Raw genomic sequence first — 18,339 nt, 5'->3', positions numbered from 1 at the left:
GACCGCAAAGGAGAGCGCGATGTCAGAGCCGTCACCCTACGTTCTGGTCCTGTATTACAGCCGAAATGGCCAGACCGCCGAACTGGCCCAGCAGATTGCCCGTGGCATCGCCCGGGTGAGCGGCATGGAAGCAAGGCTGAGAACCGTGCCACCTGTATCTCCGGACACGGACGCCGCTTTGCCTGCAGTACCGGATAACGGAGCGCCATACGCCACTAAGTCGGATCTGGCCAACTGTGCCGGCCTGGCCCTGGGCAGCCCGACCCGCTTTGGCAACATGGCGGCGCCTCTCAAACATTTCCTCGATACCACTGGAGACTTGTGGCTCAGCGGTGCCCTGGCAGGCAAACCGGCTGGCGCGTTCACTTCAACGGGCAGTCTTCATGGAGGCCAGGAAACCACCCTGCTCACCATGATGGTCCCCCTGCTCCACCATGGCATGGTGCTGTGCGGACTGCCCTACACGGAAAAGGGACTGTCCGCTACCGATGCAGGCGGAACCCCATACGGCCCGACACATTGGGCGGGAACCGAGGAACAAAAGGCGCTGACCGATACCGAGAAGAAACTGTGCCAGGCATTTGGTGAGCGCCTGGCAAGACTCGCTGACAAACTCTCCAATTGATACGCCCGTCTCTGAACGGCGTACCTTAACCAAGGCATTCTTTAATACGCGGATACAATTGCATGCTCCATAACCCGAAAGCCCGGAACACCGCCCGACTGACCATCGCCACCTACCTGGCGGTGCTCGTTACCCTGGTGCTCACCACGTTTTTCCCAGCTCCGGTCGAGGGCGTCTCCATCCCGTTGATGCTGACCGTGAAACTGATCCCCCTCCTGGTCTTTGCCGTGCCCGTGTTCCGGGGGCACAACCGGGGCTATATCTGGATGGCTTTCGTGGTTATCTTTTACTTCACTCAGGCGCTGGTGTCTGCGTGGCTCAGCGAGGGAGGCACCGGCCCTGTCGTGCTGACCGTTCTGACGTTCCTGCTGTTTACCTTTGCCATGGTGCACCTGAAGGTAAACAGGCCTTTACCGGCGCCGGCAAATTCAGCGGAGTAAGAGACCGGGGCAGCCCTAGCTGCCCGGCCGCATCCCACACTGGCCCAACAACTCTTGCCAGCTTCGTGTATGGGAAGCGATGGCCTCGTCCAGCTCAGCCCAGATGCCCTGATCCGATGTCTGGGACAGGTGTTGCCGAAACCAGTCAGTGAAACTGCCGGGCATTACCGACCGCTGGGATGCCGCCAGCTGCGCCAGCGGCTCCAGCAACGCCTGGCGTGCCCGCTGGATGTCGCTCAGATACGGCTGAATTTCTTCGATATACACGCTGAAAAACATGCTCTGAACGATATCAGATTGATTGTTGGGCTTGCCATTCAGGCACAAAGGACGCCCTTCAAGTCGCCCTTCGATCAGTGCAGTTGCATCGTTCAAGCGGGCAGTCACCAGCGCCGCACTGTTGATCAATTGTCCGGCGCGATACTCGGCTTGCCAGCGCTGTTGCACGCCACCGGCAAAATCAAGATCCACGGACAGCCTGCCAGCCAGAAGATCGGCCACCGCTTCATTCAGTTGCTGGGCATCCAGCGCCAGATCCGACACCGGGTTACCTTCCGCCGCTACCGGATAATGTCCCTTGGCGAGGGTGAACAGGGTCTCGACCTCTTCCGCCCCCCAGGTAGCATTCCACAGGGCAATGGGCAGAGATTCCTTCTTGCTTTCGATCGCAGCCTCCAGCTCTCCAGCCAGCGCTTCCCTCTCGATCTCCGGCAGGCACTCCTCGGCCGACTCAATGAACTTCAGTTCGTACCTCAACCGGTTCAGAGGCTGCATCACCCGCCCCATAACCGAGTTTTTCTCTCCCACCACGAATTGAAGCTCGCAACCGTACAGGGACAGGAAGTCCAGCATACCCATTTCCAGCTCGGGCATGGACAATACCCGGTCACGTCGCCGGGGCATCTGAGAGGCAGCAGGGATGTCCGAGAGTTCAGGTTCCAATTCCAGAACCCGGGCGACCCGCTCGACGTATTCATCCATCATTGGGCGGGCATCAGAGAAGGGATTACAGGCGCTGAGCAAACCTGCGAACACGCCCGGAATCAGGGCTCTGCACCAAACGACTCCGGGCATGGGTACCTCCGGGTAATCCGGCGGAATTCACTGCTTGCGCAGCAACGATTCCACCTCCGAAAAATCGCGGGCGATAAACCGGCCAGCGTCTTCTGGCACCTCGCCCTCCCGTATCAGCCAGGCGGTCTCCAGCCCGGCCTGTTCGGCGGCCTCCAGCTCGGCCTCCACATCCGACAAGAACAACACCGTGGAGGGCTCCACCCCAAGCTCAGCAACGATGTTGCGATAAGAGCCGGCGTCTTTCTTGCCCCCGATTCGGGTATCAAAATAACCGGAGAAAAACGGGGTAAAATCACCGGCGGTAGTGTAACCAAAGATCAGTTTCTGGGCCTGCACTGAACCGGAGGAGTATACGAACAGGCGCAAGCCCCGATCATGCCAGAGCCGCAGATGGTGAGCGGCATCTTCATAAATGTGCCCCTTCAGCTCCCCCCGGTCATAGCCGTATTCCCAAATCATGCCCTGCAACGCTTTCAGCGGAGTTTCCTTGCGATCCTCACGAATCCACGTCAGCAGGGTCTCAATCAGGCCATCCACATCCTGGCGATCCTGACCGGTGCTCTTCGCCACTGCATCCAGTTGCTCGGCCACATCGGGCCGCTCGTAATTGTCGCGAATAAAGCCCGGAAGATGTTCGCTGGCGTAGGGAAACAGCACGTCATGGACAAAAGAAATCGAACTCGTCGTGCCCTCGATGTCGGTAAGAACCACCCGGATCATTACGCCCCTCCCACCATGGCCTCGTAGCGGGGCAACCGACTGGCGATATCGTCGCCGGTAAAGTCCGCCACCCAGCCCTCGGGATTAGTGAACAAGCGGATGCAGGTAAACCTGGGTTCCGGGCCCATATCAAACCAGTGACGAGTGCCGTCGGGCACGCTGATCAGATCGTTCTTTTCGCACAGCACGGAAAACACCTGATCGCCGAAATGCAGGTAAAACAGGCCCTGGCCACGTACGAAGAAGCGAACTTCGTCTTCACTGTGGGTGTGCTCATCCAGGAACTTCTGGCGGAAGGCCTCTTTTTGAGGGTGATCCGGATTCAGGTTCACCACATCCGCAGTCTGGAAGCCGCATTCAGCCTTGAGGGATTCAACCTCCTCTCGATAGGCCTCCAGAATCTCATCCTGTGATGCATCGTCTGGCAGGTCTTTGGTGGGCCACTGCTCGAAACGTACGCTCTGCTCCGCCAGCAACGCCCGAATCTCTGAAGAATCGTCGGTCACCTTCTTTGCCTCGTCTGGCTGACTGGAGTCAAAAATGCTCAAGATTGTCATGGTCGAACCCTCATGGCTTCAAGTTCACACTCGAACAGAAATTCGAACGCTTCCACGTGGCGCAGGCAATCCTCCATGGTCTCTCCCCAGGTGTAGAGGCCGTGGCCACGGATCAGATATCCCGGCTGCCCGGGATGGGAGGCAAACCACTGTTTGGTCTTCTCCGCCAGCGCGTCGATATCCTGACTGTTATTGAAGACCGGAATGGTCAGGGTGGATTCATGGGTATCAACACCGGAAAAGGCCTTCTGCAATTCATAGCCTTCCAGTATCAGAGAGTGCCCGGCGGCAACCAGCCGGCTCAGCACCGTGGCTTTCACCGAATGGGTATGCACAACGGCACCCACCTCCGGAAACAGCTCATACAGCACCGTGTGCAGACGCGTCTCCGCGGAAGAACGACTGCTGCTCTGTACGGGGTTACCCGCCAGATCCACCACCATGACATCACCGGACCCCAGATCGCCTTTGTGGCGGCCGGATACGGTGATGGCAATATGCTGTTCGTCCAGCCGCGCCGAATAGTTGCTGCTGGTCGCAGGAGACCAGCCGCGCTGATACAGGAAACGTCCGGCCTCGATGATCGAATCCGCAGCTTTCGCATATCGGGTTACGTCAAACACGTTATCTCCCTGGAATCAGGCGCGCCCGAGGACGCTGAATCCCGTCATTATAGGGCTGGAGAGGTTTGCCGCAAACGATGCCGCTCGGCAATCAGGTCGGCAACGATGGAAATGGCAATCTCTGCGGGAGTCTTGCTGGGGATGCTCACACCTATGGGCGCCTTCAGGCGCTGGAGCGATGCCTCATCCACACCCAGCGAAGCCAGTCGCTCCCGTCGCGCAGCCGATGTTTTTTTCGACCCCATGGCGCCGACATAAAAGGCATCAGATTGGAGTGCGGCCAACAAGCCCATATCATCCACCCGAGGATCGTGCGCCAACGCCAGAATGCCCGACCATGCGTCACTGAACCGCTCCGCAATCAGGTCATCTGGCAATCGCCGAACCAGGGGAATATTCGCGTGACTCCAGCCAGCGGCAAATGCCTCCCGCGGCTCGCACAAAGTCACGTCGAAATCGGCGGCGCTGGCGAATTCTGCGGCGTAACGGGCCACTTCACCAGCCCCGATAAACAGCAAACGACACTCGGGCTGCAACAGGTGCTGCAACTCTGCGCCATCAAAATGTACGTGGAATCGTCCGCCGAAGGGGGCCTGCTCGAGCTCCACCTCACCGGCTACTGAAACCCGCCGACAAACGGGGCTGCGCTGCTCAAGGGCATCGACCAACGCAGCCACATGCCCGGCTGAGCGCTCGCCTTCCAGTGGTTCCACCAATAGTCTGATGCGCCCACCGCAGGGAAGCTGGAACTGGTGCTGATCGCTCTCCGTTATGCCGTAGTCGATCAATTCGGGTGTTAGCAGGCCGCCTTCGGCTGCCCGCCTGAGCAAATCCTCTTCCAGGCAACCGCCGGAAACAGAGCCACTCCACATACCGGAACTGCTGACGGCCAGCCATGAGCCCTCGGGCCGCGGTGATGATCCCCAGGTCTGGACGATGGTGCACAGCCACACACCCTCACCCTGTTCCAACCAACCAAGGACATCCCGAAGCACCGAGAGGCGGCCGCTCGAAACGGACCGGCCCATAGTCAGGTCAGACATCGGCCTTCAACGGCAGGCGACGTTGGCGCTGACCGGTGAGGGCAAACAGCGCATTACCCAGCGCCGGAATTACCGGCGGCACCCCGGGTTCACCAACACCGGTGGGGTTTTCCTCGCTATCCACTATATCCACCTGGACCTCAGGGCGCTCGTACTGGCGCATCAGGGGGTAGTCGTGGAAATTACTTTGCTGAACTTCCCCCTGCTGTAGAGTGATCTCGCCGTAGAGCGCAGCAGTCAGACCAAACAGCACACCGCTTTCGATCTGGTCTTTGACAATATCCGGATTCACCACCTGGCCACAGTCAACCGCTGCGGACACCCGGTAGACACGAATCGCGCCATTTTCGATGCCGGCTTCCACCACCTGGGCAATGTAGGTTCCGAAACTCTTGAACAGGGCGATGCCCCGGGCCCGACCTCCGGGAACCGGGCTATTCCAGCCCGCCAGCTGTGCGGCACGATCAAGAACCTCGAGATGCCGGGGCTCATCCGCCAGCAGGTCCCGTCGGAACTGATAAGGATCTTTCCCCATCTCATGGGCCAGTTCATCCATAAAGGTTTCGACGGCAAAGCCATTGTGGGAATAGCCCACCGAACGCCACCAGGTCACGGGCAAGCCCGGGTCGGTGAGCGTGTGACGAATATCGATGTTGTCCACAGCGTAGGGGTACTCAACCGCGCCTTCGATGGCGGACACATCCTTGGGTGTCGCCAGACCTTCAAACAGGACGCCGACCGACCCCAATGTGTCGTACATGAATTTGGGCGCCCAGGGGAACTGGGCCGGCGCGGCGTTGCGAACGTACCAGGCGAGAATTTCAGGCCCCACGATCTGGTGGTGCCATCCGGTAATCGCGCCCTCAGATATCGAGGCTTTCATCCGATGCAGCATGGCCGGACGATACAGGTCGTGACGGGTGTCTTCCTCCCGGGACCAGATCACCTTGACCGGACGCCCTGTCTTGTAGGACACCTCGGCCGCTTCTTCGATGAAATCCTGGGTCAGTCGACGGCCAAATCCACCGCCCAGAAAAGTGGTATGAATCACCACATCATCAGGCGACAGATCGGTTACCCGTGCCACGGCAATCTGCCCCAGGTCCGGTGCCTGGGTCGGCGCCCAGACCTCGGCTTTGCCACCCTGATACCAGGCCGTGGCATTCATGGGCTCCAGCGTGGCATGAGCCAGGTAAGGCTGTTCGTATTCCACTTCCACCGCGCGTGAGGCCGCATCGGCAGCCTCCTCGAAATCGCCCTCACTGCGTTCGGAGCGCCCATCATCGTCATCCGCGGCCTTGCGATAGGAGTCGAACACCTGGTCGGTGGACATCGAGAACGCGTCGGAGAAATCCCACTCGACGGTCAGCTCATTCTGGGCTTTACGGGCCTTCCAGTAGCTTTCTGCCACAACGGCAACGCCCCGCTCGATTTCAATCACATCGATCACGCCGGGCATTGCCTGCACATCGCGCCGGTTGAACGAAGCCACCCGGCCGCCATATCGGGGCGATCGGGTGACCACGCTGAAGACCATGTCCGGCAACTCAACATCGATACCGTATTCAGCGGTTCCAGTCGCTTTGGCCCGGGCATCCAGGCGCCCTCTCTGACGGCCAATGTATTTCCACTCGCTACGGGGCTTCAGAGCCACGTCATCACGAAGCTCTTCTTTCGAGGCAAGCTCAACCAGCCGGCCATAACGAATCGAATTCGAGCCATTCGGGTGCACGACAACGCCATCGCGGGCCGTGCATTCGGCCGGATCCACCTCCCACACCCGGGCAGCGGCCTGAACCAGGAGGGTCCGGGCTGAGGCACCGGCGGTTCGAAGTGGCTCCCAGCTCGTGGCCAGGCTGGTACTGCCGCCAGTCAGTTGCAGTTTATACAGGGGATTTCGGTATTCGGGAGCGGCAGGCGCAAACCGGGGGGTGATGGCTTCAGGAGGCACTTCCAGCTCCTCGGCAACCAGGGTAGTCAGGCCAGTGTAGGTGCCCTGCCCCATTTCCACACGAGCCAGCGTGAAGAAGATCTGATCATCGGTGGTGAGCTCCAGCCAGGCGTCCGGCGTCCATTCTCCGGTTTCCGGCTCGTACCCCTTCTTCACGCCCGCAGCACAACCCACCAGATTCATGGACAACATGAGTCCACCGGAAGTGCCAACCCCGACTTTCAGGAAATCGCGTCGACTCAAGGTCATGTCACGCGCCCTCCTTTTCCGCAGAACCAGCGGTACCGGCGACCGATTCGACCGCCGCAACGATCCGGGAATAGGTTCCGCACCGGCACAGGTTGCCGGTCATCGCGGCCACGATGTCGTCCCGGGAGGGTGTCGGGTTGTTAGCCAGCAGATGAGCCGCGCTCATGATCTGTCCTGACTGGCAATAACCACACTGGGGCACGTTGTGATCAATCCAGGCCTGCTGCAACGCATGAAGCTGATCCCCTTCAGACAGTCCTTCGATGGTCGTCACTTCAGCGCCAGCTGCCATCTCAACCGGCGTGGAGCAGGACCGGACAGGTTGACCATTCAGATGCACCGTGCAGGCGCCGCACAACCCGGCACCACAGCCGAATTTGGTGCCCTTCAACCCCAGTTCGTCACGAACCACCCACAGAAGCGGGGTATCTCCGTCAACCTCCAGCGAACACGCTTCGCCGTTTACCGTCAGGCGTAATGCCATATCCCTGTGCTCCATCTGCTCTCTGCGCGCCGCCTTTCAGGGCGGCGATTATTGTTGGCTGGTTCGAATCAACCAACGGTTACTTGACCACTTCCTTGCCGTCAGCATTCACCCAGATTTTCCGGTCCGCGTTGTTGATCTTGCCATTGGTATTCCAGATCTCACGATTTTCGCTGGTTGCACCACTCATTTTGCCATTGTCATTCCAGATAACCCGGTCTTTACAACCAGCCAGGGCAGCCATCGCCACCATCACCAACATCAATTTCTTCACAAGATACCTCTACTCGCGTAATTCGTTTTTTAGCCACCCTTTCAAGGGCGTTTTTATCAAAAGTGAGCGTCACGGAAGCCTGTTATCGGCTTCCGTGACGCTCACGATTATTCTGTTTATCCCGTTCACTTTTGCGCACCATGACATACACGGCTCCGGTTCCGCCATGGTGTTTCTGAGCCGAGTGAAACGCCAGCACATCATTGAGTTCCGGCAACCACGTGGCCAGATAGCTCTTCAACTGGGCAATGCCATCTGGATTCCGTTCACCCTTGCCATGCAGGATGATCACCGAGCGCAATCCGTAGCGAACGCAGTCTCCAATGAACGTGAACACTTCCCGGCGCGCCTCTTCCACAGTCATCCGATGCAGATCCAACCGGGCTTCAATGGGGTATTGCCCAAGCCTGAGTTTACGAAAGACACCGTGCTGAACCCCCGGTCGCATCCACTCCAGGACATCATGAGCCTTGAGAGGCTCGACCATATCGGAGGTCAGTGGATTCCGGTCAATAATGGGCCTGGCAGTCGCCGCACGCTGGCGCTCCAGATGCCCGGGCGTCAGGTCCTTCGGCGCTTTGATATCCGCCCGGTTGGGCTTCTTGATACGCCGAACGTCTTTCATCTCTTCCAGGAAGCTCAGACGTTCTTCTTTAGTCGTCATGACGATGCTACTGAATTAATGGTTAACAACCGAATGACTTTACCATCCACTCCGCCGGCCATAAAGCAGCGGAGACACAGCCCTGAACTTCGACCAAGATCGAAACGATTTTCGCCCTCTCGGTGAACTAAACTATGGGTCGGCAGACCCGATAATAAAAAGGAAAAGGACTTTTTCATGGCAGGCTCCCCCCAGGACAGCAACCGGCCACAGAACACACGGGCTATCATGACTTTCCTCAGGGAACACGCGCCCTTTTCCAACATGGATGATGCCCACCTCGCTCATTTCGCCGAGCACGCCACTCTGCGCTTCTATGCCGACGGGGACCCGGTAATCACCCCTGAGGAGGGCGTGGTAAAACGTTTTTACGTTGTGAAGCAGGGCCGGATTTGTGGTGAGCGCCCGTCGGAAAAAGAAGACCGGACGGAAACCACCTTCGAAATCAGCGTGGGAGAATGTTTTCCGCTGGCCGCACTGATCGGCGAGCGCCCCACCCGCACCCTTCACCGGGCCGCCGGGGATACCTTTTGCCTGAGCATTGAGCAGGATGCCTTTGTCACCCTGTTTTCTGACAGCGAGCCGTTCCGGGATTTTTGCCTGCGGGGCGTGAGCAGCCTGCTGGATCAGGTGAACCAGCGTCTTCAGTCTAAGGCCATGGCCTCCATGGGCTCCAGCAATACGCTGGACACACCGCTCGAAAACTACGCGCTTCGCAACCCCATTGTGTGCTCGCCCGACCTGCCGGTCAGCAAGGCAGTCGCACGCATGCACGACAACAACGTCGGCAGTATCATCATCACCGACGACAACCGCCACCCCACCGGCATCTTCACACTCCGGGATCTACGCACCATGGTCGCCGAGGGAAAAAGCCCGCTTGATACCCCCATTGGCCAGGTGATGACCCGCAACCCCAGCTCCCTGACGTCGGACGCTGACGCCTTTGAAGCGGCTATGCTCATGGCCGAGCACCACTTTGCACACCTGTGCGTCGTGGATGAGGAAGAGCACCTGATTGGCGTGGTCTCTGAGCGCGACCTGTTTTCGCTGCAGCGTGTGGACCTGGTCCATCTCGCCCGGACCATCGGTACCGCCACCCACCTGCGAACCCTGGTGAGCCTGAGATCGGATGTGTCTCGTCTGGTGGATTCAATGCTCGCCCATGGTGCCGACTCAGGCCAGGTCGTAAAGATCATTACCACCCTGAACGATGTCACCGTTCGACGGGTTCTGGAGCTGAACCTGAAGCGCAACGATCCAGGCATCCCCTTCACCTGGCTGACGTTTGGCAGCGAAGGCCGACAGGAACAGACGCTGCTGACCGACCAGGACAATGGCATTCTGTTCCAGACGCCGGAGGGCATGACCGCGGATCAGGTCCGGGAGAAACTCCTGCCCTTTGCCCGCACAGTCAATGAAGAACTGGCTGAGTGCGGCTTTACACTGTGCAAGGGCAACATTATGGCCAGCAACCCGAAACTGTGCCTTAGCGGCGACGAGTGGGACGAGTGGTTCATCCGGTTCATTGATGCATCCACGCCCCAGAATCTTGTTTATTCGTCGATCTTTCTCGATATGCGTGCCGTCTACGGTGACACCGAGCCCCTTCGCCTTCTGCTCGACAAGGTCCTGACCCGGATCCGCAAAAATGCCCTGTTCCAAAAAATGCTCGCGGGCAACGCCCTGCAAAGAAAGCCCCCACTGACCATGTTCCGACATTTCCGCTACGTTTCCGACGGCGACCACCGCCGGGCCCTGGACCTGAAACGGCAAGGCCTGGCTCCGTTCGTTGAATCGGTGCGGGTATTTGCCCTGGCCAACGGAGTGGAAACCGCCAACACACTGGAGCGCATGTCGGCGCTGGTGAAAAAAGGCATTTTCGATGCGAAAGATGGCAATGCTTGGCGCGAAGCCTATAGCCTGATTCAGGCCATCCGGATGCGGGCTCACCAGGAAATGCTCAAAGAGGGTGAAGAGCTGTCAAACTACATTGACCCGGACGACCTCAATCCACTGGACCGCCGGATTCTCAGGGAGTCCTTCCGCCAGGCCCAGCGCCTGCAACAGAAACTGGAAGTCACCTACCAATTCTGAGCAAGGAACAGGCAACCATGCTGGAGCGGATCAGGCAGTGGATTGAACGGCGTAAAGGTCGGCAGATCGGCGAACATGACTTCAGTAACCTGCCAGAACCCAAAACGTCGGGCAATTTGTTGCTCGACGACTGCCGGCTGATCATCCTGGATCTGGAAACCACCGGCCTGAACCCCGCCAGGGACGAAGTGATAGCCATCGGTGCCGTGGCTATCCAGGGCGGTGTCATTCACCTGGACGACCAGTTCGACCTGATCTTGCGCAGGCCGGAACTGAATATCGACGAAACTGTTCTGATCCATGGCATAGGCAACGAAGCCCTCACCCACGGACACGAAACCCAGGATGCCCTTTTGTACCTTCTGGAGTGGATGAATGGCGACCCCATCCTGGCCTACCACTCCGCCTTCGATCAGAAGTTCCTGGAGAAGGCCCTCAAGCTTCAGATCGGCTATACACGCAATCACCTTTGGATGGATGCAGCGGATCTATTACCGGCCCTGTTCCCGGATATCAAGCCCGGTGGTAAGGGGCTGGATCACTGGGCAGAACACTTTGGTCTGGAGTTCAGCACCCGCCATCATGCTGCCGCGGACGCCATGGCCACAGCCGAGCTGACACTGATTGCCATAAACAAAGCCATTAAGGACGGCGTAAAAACCGTTGAGCAGCTCAACACCAAACTTCAGTATCATCGTCGGCTACAGAACATGCACCGGTTCTAGCGTGGATCTCACCGGCAATACCGCTCGCAACTTACTGACTGTTAGACCTTTTGCCAATACCTATAAATGGTTTGAAGGGTAAAGTCAGGCAGGATAATAAGTAGAAAAACGACTATATAAATATCAACATCGCAACACGGAATATCGACTAGCAACACCCTGTATTTAAACAACAACAAAGCGAGGAGCGATCCTATGTCTGGTCATAGCTACGATGCTGAAAACTACTGGAAGGCGAATCTCCGCCTGATTGTCGGGAGCCTGGTCGTCTGGGCCCTGGTTTCCTATGGCTTCGCCATTCTTTTACGTCCCATGCTCGCGGGAATTCCCGTCGGCGGCACTGACCTTGGTTTCTGGTTCGCCCAGCAAGGCTCCATCCTCACATTCATTGCCCTGATTTTTCACTACGCCTGGCGCATGAACAAGATCGACGAAAAATTCGGTGTACACGAGGAGTAAGAACCAATGAGTCAGTTTGCCATCAACATAATGTTCGTTGGGGGGTCATTCCTCCTGTACATCCTGATTGCTATCTGGGCCAAGGCCGGTACCACCAAGGATTTCTACGTGGCCGGCGGTGGGGTCCACCCCGTCACCAATGGTATGGCCATCGGTGCTGACTGGATGTCCGCGGCATCCTTTATCTCCATGGCGGGCCTGATTGCCGCCGGTGGATACGCCAACTCCACCTTCCTGATGGGCTGGACCGGCGGTTACGTTCTGCTGGCGATGCTGCTGGCCCCGTACCTGCGGAAGTTCGGCAAGTTCACGGTTCCTGAGTTCATCGGCGACCGTTTCTACAGCAAGAATGCCCGCCTGGTAGCGGTCGTCTGTCTGATTGTGGCTTCCGTTACCTACGTTATCGGTCAGATGGCCGGTGCCGGTGTAGCCTTCTCCCGCTTCCTGGAAGTGGATTCCACCATGGGCCTGATGATTGCCGCGATCGTGGTCTTCATCTACGCCGTTCTTGGTGGCATGAAGGGCATTACCTACACCCAGGTTGCCCAGTACTGCGTTCTGATTATTGCCTACACCATTCCTGCGGTGTTCATCTCTCTGCAGCTGACTGACACAGCCCTCCCGGCGATCGGCCTGTTCTCAACTCACGTGGACTCTGGCGTTCCGCTGCTGACCAAGCTCAACGAAGTGATCACCGATCTTGGCTTCAACGAATACACCGCCGACGTGGACAACAAGCTGAACATGGTACTGTTTACCCTGTCCCTGATGATCGGTACTGCCGGCCTGCCCCACGTTATCATCCGGTTCTTCACCGTACCGAAGGTGGCTGATGCTCGCTGGTCAGCAGGCTGGGCCCTGGTGTTCATCGCCATCCTGTACCTGACAGCGCCGGCCGTTGCTTCTATGGCTCGTCTGAATCTGATGACCACCATCTATCCGGATGGAACGTCAGCGGAAGCGATTCAGTATGAAGATCGCCCGAACTGGATCCGGGAGTGGGAAGTCACCGGCCTGATTCAGTTCACCGACAAGAACGAAGACGGTCGCATTCAGCTGTATAACGAATCTCCTGCCTTCGAAGCCGAGGCCAACGCCCGCGGCTGGAAGGGCAACGAGCTGGTGGTCAACCGGGACATCCTGGTACTGGCCAACCCGGAAATCGCCAACCTTCCGGGCTGGGTTATCGGCCTGATTGCCGCCGGTGGTCTGGCTGCAGCCTTGTCCACAGCAGCGGGTCTGCTGCTGGCGATATCCTCGGCGGTGAGCCACGACCTTATCAAAGGTGCCATCAACCCGAAGATTACCGAGAAGGGAGAGCTGATGGCTGCACGGATCTCCATGGCGGTAGCCATCGTGGTGGCCACCTGGCTTGGCGCTAACCCACCGGGCTTCGCGGCGCAGGTGGTCGCACTGGCGTTCGGTATCGCTGCGGCGTCCCTGTTCCCTGCCCTGATGATGGGTATCTTCTCCAAGCGGGTGAACAATACTGGCGCCATTGCCGGTATGCTGACTGGTCTGGGCTTCACCCTGACGTACATCTTCGTGTACAAGGGCTGGCTGTTCATCCCAGGCACCAACAACCTGCCGGATACTCCGGAAAACTGGGTGCTGGGCATTTCACCGCTGTCCATCGGTGCAGTTGGTGCCATCGTCAACTTTACGGTAGCCTTCCTTGTGTCGAATGCGACCGAGGAACCGCCGGTTGAGATTCAGGAACTGGTAGAAAGCGTTCGCTATCCGCGCGGCGCAGGCCAGGCCCAGGATCACTAAGCACCACCCATCTCATTGACTCAGTGAGTTGGACTGGATGGGCTTCCTCAACGAGGAAGCCCATCTATTTTTGAGGAAGTAAAAATATGTTCTGGACGTTTGTCGCCACAGTATTTTGCGGCCTTGGCGCCGCCGGCATTGCACTTGGCATCCGTGCCACCACCCGCAACAAAGCGCCAAAATGGCTGATCCCGGTATTTGCCGGTGCCGGCATGCTGGCCTATCTGATTCATGGCGAATACACCTGGTACGACCACAAGAAGCAGCTGTTACCCGATGAAGCCGTCATTGTCGACACCGAAAGTGATGGCATGGTCTGGCGTCCCTGGACCTTTGCATTCCCCTACGTCAACGCATTCTCCATCGTCGATACCGATAGCATCAGTCGTGAAACCGGCAATCCCCAAGTGGTGAGCTTTACCCTCTATCGGTTCGAACAGAAGCTGTCCGATGCCGTTTCCCACCGCATTCACCTGCTTAACTGCCAGACCCGGGAACTGGTTCCCCTCGGATCAGACGGACAACCCCGCGTCGATAACCTGAAAGTGCTGGGTAACTCAGACACTCTGTTAAACACTATTTGCACCAGCTAATCCCTTGGGAGTGAATCGCCTGGCCCTGACGGAGTTGTCCCAACATGTTTAGCCCCTGGCTACTGGCACTGATTTCCATCGCCTACATTTCGCTCCTGTTTGTCATCGCCTGGGCCGGCGACAAACGGGCAGGGCTGTACCGGCGCAGGGTGACACGAACTCAGATCTACGCCCTGTCACTGGCGGTTTACTTCACATCCTGGACCTTCTACGGTGCCGTTGGCCGGGCAACCCAGGAAGGCCTGGCGTTCCTGCCCATCTATCTCGGCCCCCTGCTGGTGTTTGTGTTCGGCGCTCCCCTGCTGCGCCGAATCATCTACATCAGCAAACGCAGCAACAGCACCTCGATTGCCGATTTCATTGCCTCACGCTACGGCAAGTCTCAGCTGCTCGCCGCCATGATCGCGGTATTTGCACTGGTCGGCAGCGTTCCCTACATCGCGCTCCAGTTGAAAGCCATCTCCATGGGCTTCAATGTACTGTCAGACAGCGGCACCGGTCCCCTGCCCTGGGGCTCCTCGGCCTGGAACGACTCAGCCTGGTACATCACCCTGGCACTGACGGTGTTCACTGTACTGTTTGGTACCCGACACCTCGAGTCCACCGAGCACCACCGGGGTATGATCCAGGCGGTGGCTTTCGAGTCCCTTATCAAGCTTATTGCCTTCGTGGCGGTCGGCCTGTTCGTCGGCTTTGGCCTCTACAACGGCTTCGGGGATTTACTTCATCAGGTCCGGGAAGCCAACCTTGGCGGGGTCCTGACGACTGACAACGTTAACCCGACGGCCTTTATCACCCAAACACTCGTGGCCATGCTGGCCATTATCTGCCTGCCCCGACAGTTCCACGTGATGGTGGTGGAAAATGCCGATCACCGAGACTTCAGCACTGCCCGCTGGGCCATGCCCATTTACCTGATCATCGCCAGTGCCTTTGTCCTTCCGATAGCCGCAGCCGGCCTGCTGACGACAGGAAGTGAACAGTTCAATCCCGATATCCTGATCCTGCAGCTTCCGATTCAGGCGGGCGAAGAATGGCTGGCGATCCTGGCGTTTCTGGGGGGCGGCTCAGCGGCCGCGGCTATGGTCATCGTTTGCTCCGTTGCAATTGCCACCATGGTCAGCAACGAAATCGTGATGCCGGCACTGTTGAAATTCTTCCGGCCCCGGATGAACCGGCGTACCGACCTGAGTTTCCTGCTGCTCAGTATTCGGCGAATTGCCATTTTCGTGGTGCTGCTGACAGCCTATGGTTTTTACCGGATGGCCGGCGAAGATCACAGCCTCACTGCCTTCGGACTCCTCTCCTTTGCTGCAGCCGCCCAGTTCGGTCCGGCGTTGGTCGGAGGCATTATCTGGCGTCGGGGCAACTACACAGGTGCGGTCTGGGGTCTGGCACTCGGCTTCCTTATGTGGTGTTACACCCTGCTTTTACCTGCACTGACAACCACTGGCTGGATTTCCGAATCCCTGATAAATCAGGGTATCTGGGGTCTCAGCTGGACGCGCCCCACTGCCTTGTTTGGTATGGATGTCGACCAGGTAAGTCACGGCATTATCTGGAGCCTGGGGATCAACGTGATCACCTATGTCACCTTGTCCCTGCTCACCCGTCAACGTGTCCGGGAAAAAATCCAGATTGCCTCCTTTTTCCACGACCCGGAACCCCGAAACGATACCCCTCAGCTACAAAGCTGGCAGGGCGAGATCCTGATTTCCGACCTCCAGGCCCTGACAGATAGATTCATGGGCGAAGAGCGGTCAGAAACCGTTTTCCGCAATTACGAACGTCGTAACGCCATCCGTCTGAATCCGCACCGGCCGGCATCCACCCATCTCATGAAATACATCGAACGGCAGCTGGCGTCCGTCATTGGTGCCTCGACTGCCAGGGTGGTACTGGAATCCACTCTCACTGGTCGTGACATGCAGATTGAGGACGTCGTCAGCATTGTCGATGAAGCCTCCCAGGCCATGACCTTCAGCCGGGAGCTGCTGCAATCGGCGATCGAAAACATCAGCCTTGGCGTCTCGGTGGTGAACCATCAGCAGCAACTCGTGGTGTGGAATCGTCGATACCTGGAACTGTTCAATTACCCAAAGGGGTTTGTGCGTGCCGGTCGTCCCATTGAAGACCTGATGCGCTACAACCTGACCAATGCAAACCTTGGCGCCCGACGGATCGACGACATCATTGCCGAGCGCTGTGCCAACATGCGTGATGGAAAAGCTATGTCTTTTGAGCGTCAACGCCCCGATGGCACGGTCCTGCGGATCGATGGCAGCCCTATTCCCGGCGGAGGGTACGTTACCACGTTCCAGGACATTACGCCGATGCGCCGCACGGAACAGGCCTTGAAGGAAACCAACATCTACCTGGAACAACGGGTGAAGGAGCGGACCCAGGAGCTGCAGGTCATCAACGAACAGATGCTCAAGGCCAAGTCTGTGGCAGAACAGGCCAATCAGAGTAAAACCCGCTTCCTGGCGTCGGCCAGCCACGACCTCCTGCAGCCGCTCAATGCGGCCCGGCTATTTTCCTCAGCTTTGGCGGGAAAGACTACGGATGGCGAAACCCGCGAATTGGTTGAACACATCGACAGCTCGCTGGGGGCTGCCGAGGAAATCATCAGTACCCTGCTGGATATTTCCAAGCTGGACGCGGGGGCACTGGAGGCCGACATCGCCGTATTCCCGATCAATGACATGCTGCGCCACCTTGCCACGGATTTCTCGGCCATCGCCAAGGACCGCGGCCTTGAGCTGCGCGTGGTTCCCAGTTCGGCGTGGGTACGTTCCGACTCCAAACTACTGCGTCGCGTCATTCAGAATTTCCTGTCCAACGCTATCCGCTATACACCCCACGGCAAGATCCTGCTTGGCTGCCGCCGGCTCCGAGGTTTTATCCGGATTGATGTTTGGGATACCGGACCGGGTATACCCGAAGACCAGTTGAATCATATTTTCGAGGAATTCCGGCGTTTCCAGCAGGGACGAGACAAGAAAGGGTTGGGATTGGGGCTCGCCATTGTCGAACGCATCAGCGGCATGCTGAACCACCCTGTGACCGTTCGTTCGGTGCAAGGCCGCGGCAGCCTGTTTGGCATCACCGTACCCCTGGCCAAACCGGAAAAAAACAGCATTCTCAAAAGCGCTTCCATTGTGGGCTCACGCCGGGTTTCCAATTTGAAGGGTCTGCAGGTGCTGTGTATCGATAACGACTCCTCCATATTGCAGGGCATGGTGGCGTTGCTGGGCAACTGGCAATGCGATGTAACTGCGGCAGAAAGCCTGGAAGATGCCTTAGACCAACTTGGCGACAGGGTACCGGAAATCATCCTTGCCGATTACCAGCTGGACGATAACAAAAATGGCCTGGACGCCATGGACAGTATCCGAAACCATTGTCAGCAAGACATTCCGGGCATCCTGATCACCGGTTACATGGCTCCCGAAGTGCGGGAAGACGCCAACGACCGGGGCTACCATGTACTCTACAAACCAGTGAAACCGGCGGCACTCAGGGCGCTCGTTAACAAACTGCTCAAGCAGAAACATTGATGCCTAAGCGGGACTCCCAAGAACAACCGATACCTGCGGCAAGCCGTATTTTCTGATTGAATTACCGAGTGATGGAATAGCGATCAGGAGAACCTCGTGGAAGTCAGACCCGTCCGCCTGTAGCCCTTAACTTACATGTCCGGTGCACTTGGAACGCCTCTGGGTTGAAACCCGCAGGCTCGGCACAGGGAAAGATCGATGCAACACTTCCAGGCGCGATTGCTCCGAGCCGCATCTATATGGAATCAAGCCTCAAACGGGGTTCCTCCTACCAGACAGCCACCACCAACAAGTTAAAAACTCTTTTCGAACAGGTTTTCCTACGGGCAATAAAAAACCCCCGGCAGCGACGCTGTCGGGGGTTTTGGTATTAGGAGTCTGACGATGACCTACTCTCGCATGGGCAATGCCACACTACCATCGGCGCA

17 protein-coding genes are annotated in these 18,339 nt (G+C 57.9%); 8 read left to right on the top strand and 9 right to left on the bottom strand.

Annotated elements, in window-relative coordinates:
* Window positions 1–19 precede the first annotated feature (19 nt).
* Both wrbA and K8I84_RS13890 read left to right on the top strand, forming a co-directional pair.
* Entirely contained in the window at window positions 20–625 is a 606-nt protein-coding gene (gene wrbA, locus K8I84_RS13895) for an NAD(P)H:quinone oxidoreductase (RefSeq protein WP_223795384.1), read from the top strand.
* Between the two features lie 62 nt (window positions 626–687).
* Complete coding sequence (locus tag K8I84_RS13890) at window positions 688–1,065, top strand: DUF2069 domain-containing protein (protein ID WP_223795383.1); 378 nt, start codon at window positions 688–690, stop codon at window positions 1,063–1,065.
* Between the two features lie 15 nt (window positions 1,066–1,080).
* Here the strand turns inward: K8I84_RS13890 and K8I84_RS13885 are convergent, their stop codons facing one another.
* From K8I84_RS13885 to smrA, 9 genes are all read right to left on the bottom strand, one after another.
* Window positions 1,081–2,139 carry a DUF3080 domain-containing protein gene (locus K8I84_RS13885; protein ID WP_223795382.1) on the bottom strand — a complete coding sequence of 353 codons (1,059 nt, stop codon included), beginning with the start codon at window positions 2,137–2,139 and terminating at the stop codon, window positions 1,081–1,083.
* 27 nt (window positions 2,140–2,166) lie between these two features.
* Window positions 2,167–2,859 carry an acireductone synthase gene (gene mtnC / locus K8I84_RS13880; protein WP_223795381.1) on the bottom strand — a complete coding sequence of 231 codons (693 nt, stop codon included), beginning with the start codon at window positions 2,857–2,859 and terminating at the stop codon, window positions 2,167–2,169.
* Window positions 2,859–3,416: a 1,2-dihydroxy-3-keto-5-methylthiopentene dioxygenase gene (locus K8I84_RS13875; protein WP_223795380.1), complete on the bottom strand. Its 558-nt coding sequence runs from the start codon at window positions 3,414–3,416 to the stop codon at window positions 2,859–2,861. Before K8I84_RS13875 ends, mtnC begins: the two co-directional genes overlap by 1 nt.
* Entirely contained in the window at window positions 3,413–4,039 is a 627-nt protein-coding gene (locus tag K8I84_RS13870; RefSeq protein WP_223795379.1) for a methylthioribulose 1-phosphate dehydratase, read from the bottom strand. Before K8I84_RS13870 ends, K8I84_RS13875 begins: the two co-directional genes overlap by 4 nt.
* A gap of 47 nt (window positions 4,040–4,086) precedes the next feature.
* Entirely contained in the window at window positions 4,087–5,082 is a 996-nt protein-coding gene (locus tag K8I84_RS13865) for an XdhC family protein (protein WP_223795378.1), read from the bottom strand.
* Window positions 5,075–7,282 (bottom strand): xanthine dehydrogenase family protein molybdopterin-binding subunit, encoded by a 2,208-nt coding sequence (locus tag K8I84_RS13860; RefSeq protein ID WP_223795377.1) that lies wholly within the window; start codon window positions 7,280–7,282, stop codon window positions 5,075–5,077. The genes K8I84_RS13865 and K8I84_RS13860 overlap by 8 nt, the downstream gene beginning before the upstream one ends.
* Window position 7,283: 1 nt before the next feature.
* Window positions 7,284–7,766 carry a (2Fe-2S)-binding protein gene (locus tag K8I84_RS13855; RefSeq protein WP_223795376.1) on the bottom strand — a complete coding sequence of 161 codons (483 nt, stop codon included), beginning with the start codon at window positions 7,764–7,766 and terminating at the stop codon, window positions 7,284–7,286.
* A 79-nt stretch (window positions 7,767–7,845) separates the two neighbouring features.
* Complete coding sequence (locus tag K8I84_RS13850; RefSeq protein ID WP_223795375.1) at window positions 7,846–8,040, bottom strand: hypothetical protein; 195 nt, start codon at window positions 8,038–8,040, stop codon at window positions 7,846–7,848.
* 82 nt (window positions 8,041–8,122) lie between these two features.
* Window positions 8,123–8,704 carry a DNA endonuclease SmrA gene (gene smrA, locus K8I84_RS13845; protein ID WP_223795374.1) on the bottom strand — a complete coding sequence of 194 codons (582 nt, stop codon included), beginning with the start codon at window positions 8,702–8,704 and terminating at the stop codon, window positions 8,123–8,125.
* Between the two features lie 177 nt (window positions 8,705–8,881).
* Between smrA and K8I84_RS13840 the strand changes: the two genes are divergently transcribed.
* The 6 genes from K8I84_RS13840 (at window position 8,882) to K8I84_RS13815 (ending at window position 17,911) form a co-directional block, all read left to right on the top strand.
* Window positions 8,882–10,801 carry a putative nucleotidyltransferase substrate binding domain-containing protein gene (locus K8I84_RS13840; RefSeq protein ID WP_223795373.1) on the top strand — a complete coding sequence of 640 codons (1,920 nt, stop codon included), beginning with the start codon at window positions 8,882–8,884 and terminating at the stop codon, window positions 10,799–10,801.
* Window positions 10,802–10,818: 17 nt separating this feature from the next.
* Window positions 10,819–11,526, top strand: coding sequence for a PolC-type DNA polymerase III (locus K8I84_RS13835; protein WP_223795372.1), 708 nt, complete (start codon window positions 10,819–10,821; stop codon window positions 11,524–11,526).
* Window positions 11,527–11,721: 195 nt separating this feature from the next.
* On the top strand, window positions 11,722–11,985 hold the full coding sequence (locus K8I84_RS13830) for a DUF4212 domain-containing protein (protein ID WP_070968380.1): 264 nt from the start codon (window positions 11,722–11,724) through the stop codon (window positions 11,983–11,985).
* A 6-nt stretch (window positions 11,986–11,991) separates the two neighbouring features.
* A complete protein-coding gene (locus tag K8I84_RS13825; RefSeq protein WP_223795371.1) occupies window positions 11,992–13,758 on the top strand; it encodes a sodium:solute symporter family protein in 1,767 nt (588 codons plus the stop codon).
* A gap of 86 nt (window positions 13,759–13,844) precedes the next feature.
* A complete protein-coding gene (locus K8I84_RS13820; RefSeq protein ID WP_223795370.1) occupies window positions 13,845–14,351 on the top strand; it encodes a hypothetical protein in 507 nt (168 codons plus the stop codon).
* Window positions 14,352–14,395: 44 nt separating this feature from the next.
* Entirely contained in the window at window positions 14,396–17,911 is a 3,516-nt protein-coding gene (locus tag K8I84_RS13815; RefSeq protein ID WP_223795369.1) for a PAS domain-containing hybrid sensor histidine kinase/response regulator, read from the top strand.
* Window positions 17,912–18,339: the final 428 nt, after the last annotated feature.

The organism is Marinobacter sp. F4216 (assembly GCF_019931195.1).
Lineage (GTDB): Bacteria > Pseudomonadota > Gammaproteobacteria > Pseudomonadales > Oleiphilaceae > Marinobacter > Marinobacter suaedae.
This window is presented reverse-complemented; position numbering and strand designations above follow the sequence as displayed.